Annotated in this window: 13 protein-coding genes, 1 tRNA gene and 1 pseudogene; 9 read left to right on the top strand and 6 right to left on the bottom strand. The window is 71.3% G+C overall.

Annotation, left to right across the window (positions count from 1 at the left end):
- Positions 1–45: 45 nt before the first annotated feature.
- Entirely contained in the window at positions 46–1,191 is a 1,146-nt protein-coding gene (locus BOSE127_RS09365; protein WP_159556990.1) for a TIGR03364 family FAD-dependent oxidoreductase, read from the top strand.
- Between the two features lie 90 nt (positions 1,192–1,281).
- On the opposite strand, the gene BOSE127_RS09360 is transcribed toward BOSE127_RS09365, so the two are convergent.
- Complete coding sequence (locus tag BOSE127_RS09360) at positions 1,282–1,974, bottom strand: HAD family hydrolase (RefSeq protein ID WP_159556988.1); 693 nt, start codon at positions 1,972–1,974, stop codon at positions 1,282–1,284.
- A 216-nt stretch (positions 1,975–2,190) separates the two neighbouring features.
- Between BOSE127_RS09360 and BOSE127_RS09355 the strand changes: the two genes are divergently transcribed.
- Positions 2,191–3,294 (top strand): epoxide hydrolase family protein, encoded by a 1,104-nt coding sequence (locus BOSE127_RS09355; RefSeq protein WP_159556986.1) that lies wholly within the window; start codon positions 2,191–2,193, stop codon positions 3,292–3,294.
- A gap of 13 nt (positions 3,295–3,307) precedes the next feature.
- Positions 3,308–3,382 (top strand) — tRNA-Arg (locus BOSE127_RS09350).
- A 92-nt stretch (positions 3,383–3,474) separates the two neighbouring features.
- Here the strand turns inward: BOSE127_RS09350 and BOSE127_RS17495 are convergent.
- The 3 genes and pseudogenes from BOSE127_RS17495 to BOSE127_RS09340 form a co-directional block, all read right to left on the bottom strand.
- Positions 3,475–3,882 (bottom strand): annotated as a pseudogene (locus BOSE127_RS17495) (HTH domain-containing protein); the annotation flags it as partial.
- 44 nt (positions 3,883–3,926) lie between these two features.
- Positions 3,927–4,829 (bottom strand): hypothetical protein, encoded by a 903-nt coding sequence (locus BOSE127_RS09345; protein WP_159556984.1) that lies wholly within the window; start codon positions 4,827–4,829, stop codon positions 3,927–3,929.
- Complete coding sequence (locus tag BOSE127_RS09340; protein WP_111032360.1) at positions 4,826–5,380, bottom strand: RNA polymerase sigma factor; 555 nt, start codon at positions 5,378–5,380, stop codon at positions 4,826–4,828. The genes BOSE127_RS09345 and BOSE127_RS09340 overlap by 4 nt, the downstream gene beginning before the upstream one ends.
- A gap of 111 nt (positions 5,381–5,491) precedes the next feature.
- Here BOSE127_RS09340 and argG point away from each other — a divergent pair, with 111 nt between their 5' ends.
- From argG to BOSE127_RS09315, 5 genes are all read left to right on the top strand, one after another.
- Positions 5,492–6,934, top strand: a complete 1,443-nt coding sequence (argG, locus tag BOSE127_RS09335; protein WP_042540079.1) for an argininosuccinate synthase — start codon at positions 5,492–5,494, stop codon at positions 6,932–6,934.
- A gap of 258 nt (positions 6,935–7,192) precedes the next feature.
- Positions 7,193–7,360, top strand: coding sequence for a hypothetical protein (locus tag BOSE127_RS09330; protein ID WP_017888026.1), 168 nt, complete (start codon positions 7,193–7,195; stop codon positions 7,358–7,360).
- Positions 7,361–7,401: 41 nt separating this feature from the next.
- Complete coding sequence (locus BOSE127_RS09325) at positions 7,402–8,013, top strand: copper resistance CopC family protein (RefSeq protein ID WP_042540077.1); 612 nt, start codon at positions 7,402–7,404, stop codon at positions 8,011–8,013.
- Positions 8,014–8,258: 245 nt separating this feature from the next.
- Positions 8,259–9,086, top strand: a complete 828-nt coding sequence (nadE, locus tag BOSE127_RS09320; RefSeq protein ID WP_031260204.1) for an ammonia-dependent NAD(+) synthetase — start codon at positions 8,259–8,261, stop codon at positions 9,084–9,086.
- Between the two features lie 178 nt (positions 9,087–9,264).
- Positions 9,265–10,722, top strand: coding sequence for an SPFH domain-containing protein (locus BOSE127_RS09315; RefSeq protein ID WP_017888023.1), 1,458 nt, complete (start codon positions 9,265–9,267; stop codon positions 10,720–10,722).
- A gap of 33 nt (positions 10,723–10,755) precedes the next feature.
- Here BOSE127_RS09315 and BOSE127_RS09310 read toward each other — a convergent pair whose 3' ends face one another.
- Together BOSE127_RS09310 and BOSE127_RS09305 are read right to left on the bottom strand one after the other, a co-directional pair.
- Positions 10,756–11,169, bottom strand: coding sequence for a hypothetical protein (locus BOSE127_RS09310; RefSeq protein WP_017888022.1), 414 nt, complete (start codon positions 11,167–11,169; stop codon positions 10,756–10,758).
- A gap of 72 nt (positions 11,170–11,241) precedes the next feature.
- A complete protein-coding gene (locus BOSE127_RS09305; RefSeq protein ID WP_140449399.1) occupies positions 11,242–12,192 on the bottom strand; it encodes a phosphotransferase in 951 nt (316 codons plus the stop codon).
- Between the two features lie 169 nt (positions 12,193–12,361).
- Between BOSE127_RS09305 and BOSE127_RS09300 the strand changes: the two genes are divergently transcribed.
- Entirely contained in the window at positions 12,362–14,422 is a 2,061-nt protein-coding gene (locus tag BOSE127_RS09300; protein WP_159556982.1) for an MDR family MFS transporter, read from the top strand.
- The last annotated feature ends 61 nt before the right edge of the window (positions 14,423–14,483 follow it).

Genomic DNA, 14,483 nt, shown 5'->3' with positions numbered 1-14,483 from the left:
GACGTCCGCACCGGACCGGCGTCCCGCACTGCCCGAAAGGTCTCCATGCCCCGCTCCGCACGCACCGCACTCGACACCGAGACGGACCACCAGCCGCTGACCGAACGGTACGACATCGTCGTGGTCGGCGCGGGCATCGTGGGACTCGGCATGGCGTACGAGGCACTCCGGCAGGGCGCCCGGGTCGCGGTGGTCGACCGTGCGGGCGCGGTCGTCGGGGCGAGCGTCCGGAACTTCGGCCACGCCTGCGTCACCCCGCAGAGCGGCGAGGCAGCCGGGTACGCCCAGGAGGCACGCCGCCGCTGGCTCACACTCGCGCAGCTCGCCGGCTTCACGGCCCGGGAACGCGGTGCCCACGTCGTCGCCCGTCGCCCCGAGGAGATGGCGGTGCTCGAGGAGTACCGCGACTCGGGCGCGGAGGTGCGGCTGGCCGACGCGGCCGAGATCGCCGCGGCCGTGCCGGTCGACCCGGACACCGTCCTGGGCGGCGCGCACCTGGCGCACGATCTGCAGGTCGACCCCCGGGAGGCAGCACCCGCGATCGCGCGCTGGCTCGCCGAGCAGGGGGTCACCTTCCTCTGGCGCACCCCCGTGCTCGAGGTCGCCGCCGGCGCCGTCCGCACCGGTCGCGGCGTCGTCGAGGGGACCAGGGTCGTCGTCTGCACCAACCACGACCTCGACCAGCTCTTCCCGGAGCTCGCCGAGTCGATCGGCCTGGTCCGCTGCCGGCTCCACATGCTGCGTGCGACGATCCCGCTCGCCTTCCCGCTCGCCACACCGCTGCTGACCGGGTGGTCGCTACTGCGCTACTCGGGGTTCGCCGCGATGCCCGGAGCGGGAGCACTGCGGGACCGGCTCGCCGCCGACCTGCCCGAGGGGGTCCGCTGGGACCTCAACCAGATGTACACGTCGCCGCCGGACGGCAGCGTCATCGTCGGCGACACCCACGAGCGCGGGGTCGACGCACCGCCGTTCCAGGACGAAGACGGCTTCCGGCTGCTCGTCACCGAGACCGAGCGCCTGTTCGGTGCGCCGGTCTCCGTGGTCGACCGGTGGCAGGGCGTCTACGCCTCGGCGCCGGGGCGGGAGTTCCTCATCGACCAGCCGCTGCCCGGCGTCGACGTCGTGACGGTCACCACGGGCATCGGCATGACGACCGGCCTCGGCATCGCCCCGGCGGTCCTCGGCTGAGGGGGACCGTCAGTCGCGGAGCCGCCGACCAGGCCGGCCAACGCTGCGACCCCGGCGGCTTCTGGCACCGGCGAGGTCGTCACGCGGTCGTCACACCGCGGCCACAGCCTCGTCGACCTCGGCGAGCACCGACGGCAGCTCGGCGACCGAGTCGAGGACGTGGGTGTGCTCGACCGTCGCGAAGTCCGCGTCCTGGTGCGTCCCGGTCCGCACGCCCGCCACGACGGAGGCGCCGGCGCGGTGCCCGGTGAGCAGGTCGGCAACGGTGTCACCGACGACCGCCACGGCACGGACGTCGTCGGTGCCGGTCCGGAGCACGGCGGTGAGCACCATGTCCGGGTACGGGCGCCCGCGCCCGGCGTCGGCGGGGGAGAGCGCGAGGTCGACCAGCGGCCGCCAGCCGAGCAGGTCGAGCACCGCGTCACGCGTCGCGGGCGAGAACCCGGTGGTCAGCGCGATCTGCCGACCCGCGGCGCGGAGTGCGACGAGCGTCTCGACGGCACCGTCCACCGGCCGCACGCCCCGGTCGAGGGTGCGTGCGTAGGCGCGTTCGAACGCGGTGTTCGCAGCCTCGGCGCGGACGGCGTCCCCGTCGAAGAGCGCCGTGAAGACGGCGATCTTCGACTGGCCCATGGTGTCGACGGCGTACTGCACGGCGTGGTCGTGCTCGGCGCTCCCACGCTCGAGGCCGACGTCGGTGAGCGCGGCGCGGAAGGCGTCGAGGACGACGCCACCGTCGTCGACGGTGGTTCCGGCCATGTCGAGGCAGACGAGCGAGATCATGGGACTCCTGGGTACGTGCCGCCACGCCGGGACCGGCGCGGTCCGACCAGCGTCGACGCACCCCATGGCGAGCAGACGATGCGCGGGTGTCCGCCAGGTGAACGCCGCCGGGAGGCTCGTCACGGCCTGTGCGGACATGCAGCCGGTCCGCCAGGGGGAGCGGCTCCGGTCCGCGCTCGCCGATCTGCGTCGGTGGCGCCGCGTAGCGTCGGCCGCATGGGCGAGACACCGCACATCGACGGCGCGACCATCGACGACCTGCGCGCGCGGCTGCGCGCCACGCGCTGGCCGGACGCACCCGCCGGGGTCGGCTGGTCGCTCGGTGCCGACTACGACGTTCTGCGGCCACTCGTCGAGTACTGGGCCGACGGCTTCGACTTCGACGCGCACCGTGCCGCGCTCGAGGCGCTGCCCTCGCGTCGTGCCGTCGTGGACGGCATCGGCATCCACGTGCTGCACGCCCGGGCCGCACAGCCGGACGCGCTGCCGGTCCTGCTCGCGCACGGCTGGCCGGACTCCGGCTGGCGGTACCGGAAGGTGCTGCCGATGCTCGTCGACGCCGGGTACGACGTCGTCGTGCCGGACATGCCCGGGTACGGCTTCTCGGATGCGCCGCCGCAGGTGCTCGACGCCCGGCAGGTGGCCGGCATGTGGGCGACACTGATGACGGATCTCGGGTACGAGCGGTTCGCGGTCTCCGGTGGCGACATCGGCACACACGTCGCCCGGTACCTGGCACTCGACCACCCCGACCGGGTCGTCGCCGTGCACCGCATCGACGGCGGGCTCGCCTGGCCGGGGCTCGACCCGTCGACGCTGTCCGCCGCCGAACGGGAGTTCGTCGCCGCGACCGACCGCTGGCGCACCGCCGAGGGCGCCTACGCGATGCTGCACCGGACGAAGCCGCAGACCGCAGCGGTCGGGCTGAACGACTCACCCGCTGGGCTGGCCGCCTGGATCGTCGAGAAGCTCCGGGCGTGGAGCGACTGCGACGGCGACCTGTGGTCGGTCTACACGCGCGACGAGGTCCTGGCGCTGCTCACCGAGTACTGGGCCACCGCCACGATCGGCTCGGCGATGCGGATGTACCACGCGAACGCCGCGATCCCTGCGGAGCAGCTGGAGCGACGGGTCGAGGTGCCGTCCGGGTTCTCGATCTTCCCCGGCGACCTGGTGCGGGCGCCGCGCGAGTGGCTCGAGCGGACCACGAACCTCGTGTTCCACCACGAACTCGACCGCGGCGGGCACTTCGCGCCGTTCGAGCAGCCCGACCTGTTCGTCGACGAACTGCACGCGTTCCTGGGGCCCTTCCGCCGCTAGAGTGGACGCGCCAGCCTCTGTAGCTCAATGGAAGAGCAGTTCCGTCCTAAGGAAACGGTTGGGGGTTCGAGTCCCTCCAGGGGCACCAGATCGAAACGGTTCGAGTTCCTGCCGCACGTCGGTGTCGCTCAGTGTCTCGACGTCGCGAGGTTGACGGCGTTCACGAGGTACGAGGTACGAGGTCCGGGTCGCGATCGCGTACTTCACGGCATCGCTCACCCCGGTCGGGTCCTCCGAGAACGCATCGAGGTCGGACTCCGCGATCCCGGTGAGCGACGCGATGTTCGCCACCGTCAGCCCGGAGACCTGCGTGAGACCCTCGAGCATGCCCCGGACGCGGTCATCGTCGGGCACGCTCCCAGCCGCGGCCAGCATGGCTGCGAAGACGGCGAGCCGCTGCGATTCGTCGGGAGTCAGCCCGGTCCCGAGGGCGGTCAGACCCTGGTGCTCGGTCCCTGGCCCGGCCAGGTACGCGGAGAGCGTGGACTCCGAGATCCCGGTCATCTGCGCGATCGCCTCGAGCGCGACGGAACGGTGCTCGATCAGCGCGCGGAGTTCCGCCCGGACGTCGAGGGCCTCGGCAGTCATCTCGTTCCCTTCATCGGTCGCAGGACTCTCCGCACCATGGTGCATCATCCAGCGGGCTGGGCCGGCGGGTCCTCCGGCACGGGGTGTTCCGCCTGCCAGAGCGCGTCGACCTGGCCGAACTCCCGCGGGTAGCACTGGGTGTCGAACACCTCGAGGCCCTCGGTCGGCGTCGAGTACAGGTACCAGGGGCCCGTGCCGACGGGTCGGCTCGTCCAGGACCCGTTCGCGAACCAGAGGAGGGGCACGTCGTCCATCGGGTGTCCCGCCTGCGTCAGGCAGGCCTCGAGCCGGTTGAACGCGGCGCGGTACTCGTCGAGGGTGATCCGGCCGTCGCGGATCTCGGCTCGCTGCTGGGCAGACGGATCCGCGATCGGCGCGGACTCGGCCCACGAGGCCCAGACGGCGTAGCGGGCGGAGCCGCCGCCCATCACGGAGACGGTCACCGACGCACGTCCGGAACCGGTCGCAGGGGACAGGCTCCAATGCGCACCGGTCGCGCCGGGCGTGCAGCGGGTCGGCCCGTCGACGGTCGTCCCGTCGACGGCCACGGTGAAGGTCGCCGGGTCGAGGCACTTCCACGTGAGCGTCACACGGTCAGCGTCCGCGGGGCGGGCACCGAGCGAGAACGAACCATCGCCCTGCGTGCTCGCGAAGGCCGGAGTCCCGAGGATCGTGGCGTGGTTGACGTCCTCGACCATGTAGCGCGTCGAGGTCGCAAGGGTGCTCTCCAGCGCGGCATCCGGGTCGTTCGACGGGAGGGCAGCCGCGGTGATCCCGCCCGTGACGGCCGATCCCGCCAGGAACGCGGCCGCGATCGTGAGGACCGTGCCGCGGGTCGGTCGGCGACGTCGACGGAGCGGCGCTCCGGTGGCGCTGGTCGCGTCGACCTCTGCGACGAGTGCGTCGCGCATCGCCGCGAGCCGGGGGGAGATCTGGTCGTGGTTCACAGTGTGCCTCCGAGGGGTTCCGCTGTCGCCGAGTACTGCTTGTGGAGCCGCGCCTTCGCACGGTGGAGCCGGGACTTGACGGTGCCGGGCGGGACGCCGAGGACGGTCGCGGCCTCACGCTCGCTCAGCCCCTCGAGCACGCAGAGGGACAGGACGCGCTGGTCCGCGATCGGGAGACCACGGAGTGCGGTCACGGCCTCTGCGTCGGTGAAGGAGTCCGCTGGGTCGGGTGCCGGGTCGTCGACCGGGAACCTGCCGAGGAACGAGCGGTGGCGCCGAGAGGACCGCGTCAGGTTGTGCGCCGTGTTGGTCGCCGTGACGAGGAGCCACGGCAGCATCGAGTCGTCGACGAAACGGACGTGGTCCCGCTTCCGCCAGGCTTCGAGGAACACCACGGCGACCACGTCGTCGGCGTCGTCCGGCGTCGGGACGAGCGCTCGGACGTGACGACGCAGTCGCGCCGCGTGCCGGTCGAAGAGCCGACCGACCGCACGGCCGTCCCCGGCGACGCCCAGGGCCCAGTCGGACCGGTCCCCCGTGATCTGGTTCATGCTCTGTATTGTCCGGTCGCCCCGGATCGGTTCCTGGTTCTGCCCGACTAGTTCTCCACAACCGTCGCCCCGGACGGTAGTCGACCCCGCTGGCCCCGTACGATTGACCCCGTGTCCAAGGTCCTGAGCAGTCTCCCCGTCGGCGAACGAGTCGGCATCGCGTTCTCAGGGGGTCTCGACACCTCCTGCGCCGTTGCCTGGATGCGCGAGAAGGGAGCGATCCCCTGCACGTACACGGCTGACATCGGCCAGTACGACGAGCCGGACATCGACGCCGTCCCGAGCCGCGCCCACGAGTACGGCGCGGAGATCGCCCGGCTGGTCGACGCGAAGAGCGCCCTGGTCGAAGAAGGCCTGGTCGCACTGCAGACCGGTGCGTTCCACATCCGCTCCGGCGGCAAGACGTACTTCAACACGACGCCGCTCGGTCGCGCGGTGACGGGCACGATGCTCGTCCGTGCGATGAAGGAAGACGGCGTCGACATCTGGGGCGACGGCTCCACCTACAAGGGCAACGACATCGAGCGGTTCTACCGCTACGGCCTGATGGCCAACCCGCGCCTGCGCGTCTACAAGCCGTGGCTCGACTCCGAGTTCGTCGAGGAGCTCGGCGGCCGCAAGGAGATGAGCGAGTGGCTCGTCGCCCGTGGGTTCCCGTACCGCGACTCCACCGAGAAGGCGTACTCGACCGACGCGAACATCTGGGGCGCGACGCACGAGGCGAAGAGCCTCGAAGAGCTGTCCAGCGGCCTGGACATCGTCGAGCCGATCATGGGTGTCGCGGCCTGGCGTGACGACGTCGAGGTCGCGACCGAGATCGTCAGCGTCCGGTTCGAGGCCGGTCGCCCCGTCGCGATCAACGGCGTCGAGTACACCGACGCGGTCGCCCTGGTCTACGAGGCGAACGCCATCGGTGGCCGCCACGGCCTGGGTGCGTCCGACCAGATCGAGAACCGCATCATCGAGGCGAAGAGCCGCGGCATCTACGAGGCGCCGGGCATGGCGCTGCTGCACATCGCCTACGAGCGCCTGCTCAACGCGATCCACAACGAGGACACCGTCGCCTCGTACCACAACGAGGGTCGCCGTCTCGGTCGCCTGATGTACGAAGGTCGCTGGCTCGACCCGCAGTCCCTGATGCTCCGTGAGTCGCTGCAGCGCTGGGTCGCCTCCGCCGTCACCGGCGAGGTCACGCTGCGTCTGCGTCGCGGCGACGACTACACGATCCTCGACACCACGGGCCCGGCGCTGTCGTACCACCCGGACAAGCTGTCGATGGAGCGCGTCGGTGACGCCGCGTTCGGGCCGGACGACCGCATCGGCCAGCTCACGATGCGCAACCTCGACATCGCGGACTCTCGTTCGCGACTCGAGCAGTACGCCGCCGCCGGCCTCATCGGTGGCGCGACGGCCGAGCTCGTCGGCGAGCTCGAAGCGGGCGAGGCCGAGGAGATCCTCGGTGGCGCGATCGTCGCCTCCGACGCCGAGGACGCGATGGGCCGTCGCACCGACCTGGCCTCCGAAGGCGCCGCCTTCGACTCCGGCACCGACTGATCGAGCGGACCCGCGCCCTGGGCGCGACCCCCTGACGACTGGAGGCCCGGTGCCAGCTGGCACCGGGCCTCCCGTCCGTCGTCAGCCGCGAAGCGCATCCGCCTCGACGGCGGTGGGACGCGACCGTATCGTTGCGGTACCGGGTCAGTCATCAGGGACTCGTCGTCACGATGCTCCTCACGATCTGTGGGGTCTGGCACAGCGGGTCGACCCGGACGGATCCGAGATGCGCATCATCTCGACGAAGGGCTGGTCATCATGGCCGCCAACTTGCAGAACATCTGGCACCGCCACGGGCTCCGGTCCCCGGAAGAACTCGCCGCCCTCGTTGCCGAGCGCCTCGAAGGAACCGGCCACCAGCTCGTCGGCGCCGGCGACGCGCGCTACGAGCCGACGTACGCAGACTTCCTCGGCGAGCAGCTCTGATCCGCAGCGGATTGCCGCTCGACCGTCGGTAGAGTCTGCGCATGCGTACAGCCCGAACCACTGCGGCGGCACTGGCGATCGTCGCGGCGGGACTGCTGACGCTCGTCGGCGTCCAGCCCGCGTCTGCCCACTCGGCCCTGACGAGCAGTACCCCGGCGGACGGGGCGGTCGTCACCGAACCGCTGCAGACGGTCGACCTGACCTTCTCCGAGGCGCCGCTCGCCGGCCTCGACGCCGGGCTCCGGATCCAGGTGACGGATGCTGCCGGCATGGACGTCGCCACGGGTGACGTGACCGTCTCCGGCACGACCATGCGCCGCGCGGTCGATCTCGACCGGGGCAACTACACGGTGCTCTGGCGGTACGTGTCGCCGGACGGCCACCCGATCGAGGGCACGCTCGCGTTCGACTACCGGGCTGCAGCTGCTGTTCCGACCCCGAGCGCGACCGGTGCTCCGACCCCGACGGCGAGCACCGCGCCCACACCGAGCGCCACCGCGACGGCCACCGGGGCGTCCGACGGAGCGCCGTCGTCGTCACCGGGCATCGCGCCCGGCGTGTGGGTCGCCCTCGGCGCCGGCACGGTCCTGGTGGCCGGTGCTGTCGTCGTGCTGCTGCTGCGCCGTGGGCGCAGCGCCGAGCGCAGCTCGTAGCGCGGCGCACCCCACTTCGTGAGCAGGAACGGTCGGGTCGCAGGCGCGCACCCGACCGTTCCTGCGCACGAAGCGCACGCGGCGCGACCGCGTGCGCCACGGGAGTGGCCTCGAGTGCGGCGTCGGCGCGGTGCGGAACCCGATCGGGACGAACAACACCTCTGCGCGATCGACAGCACCATCGCGTGGCATCGAACTGTCGATCGATCCGGTCCATCCGGGCCGATCGGCGTGATACTGGGGTGGTGCGTGAACTCCAAGCCGCCATCGCAGCGGACCTCAACGTCCAGCCGACCATCGACCCGGAGCAGGAGGTCGCCCGTCGTGTCGGGTTCCTGCGCGACTACCTGCTGACGACCGGGGCGAAGGGGTACCTCCTCGCCATCAGCGGCGGGCAGGACTCCACCCTGGCCGGCCGCCTGACCCAGCTCGCGGTCGAGTCGCTCCGTGCCGAGGGGCACCCGGCCGAGTTCACGACCGTCCGCATGCCCTACCGGGTGCAGGCCGACGAGGACGACGCCCAGCTCGCCCTGCAGTTCATCGCGGCCGACCCGGGCATCACCGTGAACATCGAGCACGGGGTCGACGGGGTCGTCGAGGACACCGCGGCCTCCGGCGTCGAGCTGAGCGACTTCGTGAAGGGCAACGTCAAGGCCCGCATGCGCATGGTCGCCCAGTACGCGGTCGCCGGGCAGCGTGGCCTGCTGGTGGTCGGCACGGACCACGCGGCCGAGGCCGTCACGGGCTTCTTCACCAAGTACGGTGACGGCGGCGTCGACCTCACCCCGCTCACCGGGCTGTCGAAGAGCCAGGGGCGGCAGCTGCTCGAGCACCTCGGCGCACCCGCCCGTCTGTACGAGAAGGCCCCCACCGCGGACCTGCTCGACGAGACGCCCGGGCAGACCGACGAGGCGAACCTGGGGCTGTCCTACGCCGAGATCGACGCCTACCTGCAGGGGCACGACGTGCCGATCGAGGTCGCCGAGGCGATCGAGTCGCGCTACCGCGCGACGGAGCACAAGCGGCAGGTGCCGGCGACGCCCTTCGACGACTGGTGGCGTGCGGGCGCGTAGGCGCTGACGCGACACGGCCGGGAGGCGCGGTGCAGGTGATCCTGCACCGCGCCTCCCGTCTGTCGTCCCCGACACTTCCCTGCGCGCCCCCCGCTGTCCGCCGGCGCTCCTAGGATGGGAGCCAACGGAACAACAGATGCGGAATCCAGGCTGGTACCTGGTCCGCAAGGGGGGAAACATGGACGTCCTGTTCGCGCTCGGAGCCATCCCGCTGGTCATCGTGGGGATCATCGTCCTCGCCGTGATCGCGCTGATCTACGCCAAGGTCGTGTACCGCAACGCCGGCGCCGACGAAGCGCTCATCATCACCGGCAAGCGCTCGCGCAAGGTCAAGAACGACGACGGCACCGAGACCGTCGAGTCCGGCATCAAGGTCGTGCTCGGCGCCGGCGTGCTCGTCCGACCCTTCTTCGAGAAGGTCGCGAAGCTGTCGCTCAGCTCGCGCGCGATCGACATCAACGTCAACGCGCAGGACTCCCGAGGGGTCACCATCGACGTCGAAGCGGTCGCGCTCGTCAAGGTCGGCGAGACCGACGCCTCGATCCGGGCTGCCGCGCAGCGGTTCCTCGGGCAGGAGAAGAAGATCGACGACTTCGCGCGCGAGGTCCTGTCCGGTTCGCTCCGCGCCTCGATCGGTGCGACCGACGTGTCGACCATCATCCGCAAGCGCGACCAGCTCACCGTCGCCGTGCTCGACGTCGCGAAGGACGCCCTGCACAGCCAGGGGCTCGACGTCGACTCGTTCGAGATCAAGGGCATCTCGGACCGCAACGAGTACATCAGTGACCTCGGTCGTGCCGAGCGTGCACGGGTGCGACTCGAGGCCGAGAACGCCGAGGCCCAGGCGGACCGTGAAGCGCGAGAGGCGCGCGCGACCGCCGACCAGGCGATCGCCGAGGCCGAGAACACCCTGGCCATCCGTCGTGCCGCGCTGCAGCTCGACGCCGACCGTGCGTCCGCCGAAGCCGCTGCCGCCGGCCCGCTCGCCCAGGCGCGTGCGTCCCAGGGCGTCGTCGAGCAGGAGCAGATCACCGCCCAGAAGCGTGCCGAACTGCGTCGTGCCGAGCTCGAGTCCGAGGTCTCCGCCGTCGCCGAGGCCCAGGCGCGCAAGACCCGCGTCGAGGCCGAAGCCGCTGCCGGTGCCCAGGTCGAGACCGCACGCGCCCAGGCCGAGGCCCGCCGGATCTCCGCCGAGGCCGTCGCGGCCGAGGCGAAGGCCGAGGCGGACGCCCGCAAGCTCGCCGCCGACGCCTCACGCGCCGAGGGCGAAGCCGCCGCCGACGCGATCCGTGCCAAGGGTCAGGCCGAGGCCGATGCGACCAAGGCGCAGGCCGACGCGCTCGCACAGCACTCCGAGGCCGTCCTGCGGGTCAAGGCGATCGAGACACTGCCGAGCATCGCCCGCGAGCTCGCTGCTCCGATGAGCAACATCGACACGCTCACCGTGGTGTCCTCCGACGGCGCCGGCGCACTGTCGAAGAGCGTCGTCAGCCAGTTCAGCGAGGTCGATGCGCTGCTCGGTGCCACCGCCGGGTTCACCCTGAGCGACATCGTGAAGAGCACCACGACGGGGCAGGCAGCCGCCCGAGCCGTCGTGCGCGAGCAGGCGGCGCCGCAGGCCGAACCGGTCGAGTAACCGAGCGGACCCGTTCGGCGGGCGCGTCGAGGGTCAGCCCTCGCCGCGCCCGTTCTCGTCCTGTTGGTCGCGCTGCTGCCCACCGGCGTCCTCACGCTGCTGCGACCCGGCGTCCTCGCGCTGGTCGGCCAGCCGCTGCTGCCAGACGACACTGCGAGCGGCGCCCTCGAGCACGTCGTCGACGCTGCGTCCGCTCTGTGCGGCGAGGGCGCCGCTGAGCCCAGCGGTCAGGGTCCCACCGGCCGCGGCGAGTCGCTCGACGACCTCTTCCTGCCGCTGCGTCAGGGGCTCGTCGACCAGCTCGTCGATCGTGTCGCGGATGTTCTGCTCGCTCGCGTCCAACGCCGCTTCGTCGCCGGACTGCAGGGCTGCTGCCTCGCCGACGACGACGAGACCGAGGCGCGCGGCGTCGTCTTCGGGGCGCGGGGTGCGGTGCTCGTCAGTCATGCGGTGGACCGTACGCTCCGGCGCGCTGCGCTCCCTGGACAGATGCGTCCCCCGGCGTCCGCGGACGAGCCGTCAGTCGGTCCAGCGGCGGAGCAGCCACTCGGCGGCCGCCACGCCCTCGCGCCGCTGGAAGTCGCGGATCGTGGGCATGTTCGGTGGCGCCGGCGGCAGGGCGTGCTCGAAGAACAGCCCGGCGAGCCCGGCCAGCACGGCGTCGATCGTGTCGGCCGGCACCCCGGCGAACACCGGGTGCGTGGCGAGGTGGTGCTCGACGTCGGCGTCCTCACCACGCACGAGGGTGTCGAGCAGGTAGGTCAGTGGGTCGAGCCAGTGCGCACCCACGCTCGCCCAGGGCCAGTCGACCACCCAGACGAGCCCGCCGCCGTCGACGAGCAGGTTGTCCGCTCGGCAGTCGGCGTGCACGAGGTGCTCGCCGTCGACGAGCGCGGCCGCCTGCGACGCCGCACGGGCGATCGCGGGGCCGGCGTCGAGCACGTGCGGCGGCACGACCTCGGCGACGCGGGCGGCGGTCGCGTCGTCGGTCAGCATCCGGTCCCAGGCCCCGAACTCGCCGCGCAGGTCCTCGGCGATGCGGGGGAGTGCCGCCAGGGCGCCGGTCGCGAGCGGCAGGGTGTCGAGCGCGTCGAGCACGGCCGTCGTGTCCGAACCGTCGAGGTGGCTGCCCGGGTGCTGTCCCGCGACGTCGTCGAGCACGAGCGCGACCCAGTCGTCGCCGTCGACTGTGGTGTGCAGTGCGTCGAGCAGTCGCGGCGCCTGCACGGTGGTCGGCAGCTGCGCCATGACCGTGGCCTCGCGCCGGTGCAGCTCGAAGGCCGCTTCGTTGCGCGAGCGCGACACCGTCTTCACGAAGGCGCGTCGTCCGGCCCCGGTCGTCACGCGGTCCGCGCTGCCGGGGGACCACCCGCTCGCCTGCGACTCGGCGGTCACGACGGGCCCGCCCAGCACCCCCTCCACCTGCTGCCGCAGCGTCGTCGGTACGTCGGTCCAGGTGGTTCGCCCCATGACCCGACGCTACCTGAGAACCCGTACACGAACGTGCACGCTCGGCAACTTTGCGTTGGCGGCAAAGGTGCTTGCAGTGTAAAGTTGCATAGCCTGCAAGGTTGATCCTGGTTCGGGGCCCCGACCAGGCCGACGACCACCACGCCACACCCCCTGTGAGGAACACCGCATGTCCACTGCCACCGCACCCGTCGAGGTGTCGCGCGGACGACAGGACTCCCCGGCGAGCACGCCGGGCAAGCCGATCATGTCGCACCGCCAGATCCTGCTCGTCATCTACGGCCTGATGGCGGGCATGTTCCTGTCCTCGCTCGACCAGACCATCGTCGGTACCGCGATCCGTACGATCGGCGACGACCTGCACGGCCTCGACCAGCAGGCCTGGGTCACGACCGCCTACCTGATCGCGTCGACCATCACCACGCCCATCTACGGCAAGCTCTCCGACGTCTTCGGGCGTCGCCCGCTCTACATCTTCGGCATCGCGGTCTTCATCCTCGGGTCACTGCTCTCGACCCTGTCGACGTCGATGACCATGCTGGCCGCCTTCCGCGCGTTCCAGGGCATCGGTGCCGGTGCGCTGATGTCGCTGCCACTGGCGATCATGGGCGACATCCTCGCGCCCCGTGAGCGTGCGAAGTACCAGGGCTACTTCCTGGCGGTCTTCGGCATCTCGTCCGTCATCGGCCCGCTCATCGGCGGACTGTTCGCCGGTGCGAGCTCGATCGTCGGCATCACCGGCTGGCGCTGGGTGTTCCTGATCAACGTGCCGATCGGCGTCGCGGCGCTGCTCATGGTGATCGCGTTCCTGCACCTGCCGAAGTTCGGCGAGGCCAGGGCGAAGCCGCGCATCGACTGGTGGGGCGCGACCTCGGTCATCGTCACGCTGGCACCGCTGCTCCTCGTCGCGGAGCAGGGTCGCACGTGGGGCTGGGGTTCGGCGAGCGCGCTGGCCTGCTACGGCATCGGCGCACTCGGCCTCGTCGCCTTCCTGGTGATCGAGACCCGCATGCAGGACGACGCGATCATCCCGCTCAAGCTCTTCCGCTCGGCCACGTTCTCGATGGCGACCGTCCTGGGCTTCCTGGTCGGCTTCGCGATGTTCGGTGCGATGCTCACCATCCCGCTGTACCTGCAGATCGTCACCGGTCTCACGCCGACGGAGTCCGGGTTCGCCACGCTGCCGATGATCGGTGGCCTGATGATCGCCTCGATCGCGTCGGGGCAGATCGTGGCCCGTACCGGCCGCTACCGGATCTTCCCGGTCATCGGGACGGCGCTGGTGTCGCTCGGCTACGTCGTCCTGACGTTCATGACGATCGACAAGCCGCTGTGGTTCCTGATGATCGGCATGTTCCTGATCGGTCTCGGGCTCGGCCAGCTCATGCAGAGCATCACCCTGGCGTCGCAGAACGCGGTGCAGCCGCGGGACATGGGGGTCGCGACGTCGTCCGCCACGTTCTTCCGGCAGATCGGTGGCACGCTCGGCACCGCCGTGCTGCTGTCCGTCCTGTTCTCGCTCATGCCGACGAACATCCTGCACGCCACGGCGGACCAGTCGAACCTGAAGCCCGCCCTCAGCGCGGCGCTCGACCCGACGGTCGCGAGCGCCAAGGCGAACCAGGGTGTCATGGACCAGATCTGGAACCCGATCGTCACCCCGCTCCAGCAGCAGGTGCAGTCCGGGCTCGACACCGCCACCGACCAGGTGACCGCGGCCACCGCCGGTGCTCCCGATGCGGTGCGGCAGCAGGCGCTCACCGCAGCCGCCGACAAGGCGCACGCCAGCGTGCAGGACGGCCGACTCGTCGTCGACTGGTCCGACTCGTCGCAGCGCACCTACTGGGTGGACCAGCTCGCCCCGGAGCTGTCGAAGCAGATCGACAAGGGCGCGAACGACTCGAAGGACTCGAACGCCGAGACGAGCGACACGTCCTACCTCAACGGTGCGGACCCGGCCCTGACCCGGCCGTTCATGTCGGGGTTCAACGCCTCGGCCGTGACCGTCTACTGGGTCGGTTTCTCGGTGATCCTGCTCGCGTTCGTCCTGAGCTTCTTCTTCAAGGCGCCGCCGCTCCGCAAGAGCTCGGCCCTGCAGGAGCAGGCGGACGACGCCGGCACCGCCGACGACCTCGAAGCGCAGGCCGTGCGGGCCGCGGACACGATGGGCTCGCCCACCGCCCCGGTCACCGGTTCGATCCCGGTCCAGGGCGGTCGGTCCAAGGACTGAACCCCGCCGGGCCTCCTCGTCACACGACGCGGAGGCCCGGCGTCGCACGGACCCGAGAGCA

The sequence above is a fragment of the Curtobacterium sp. 8I-2 genome, from assembly GCF_902506155.1.
Classification (GTDB): Bacteria; Actinomycetota; Actinomycetes; order Actinomycetales; family Microbacteriaceae; genus Curtobacterium; species Curtobacterium poinsettiae.
The sequence above is the reverse complement of the archived record's forward strand: the minus strand, read 5'-3'. Positions and strand labels throughout refer to the sequence as shown.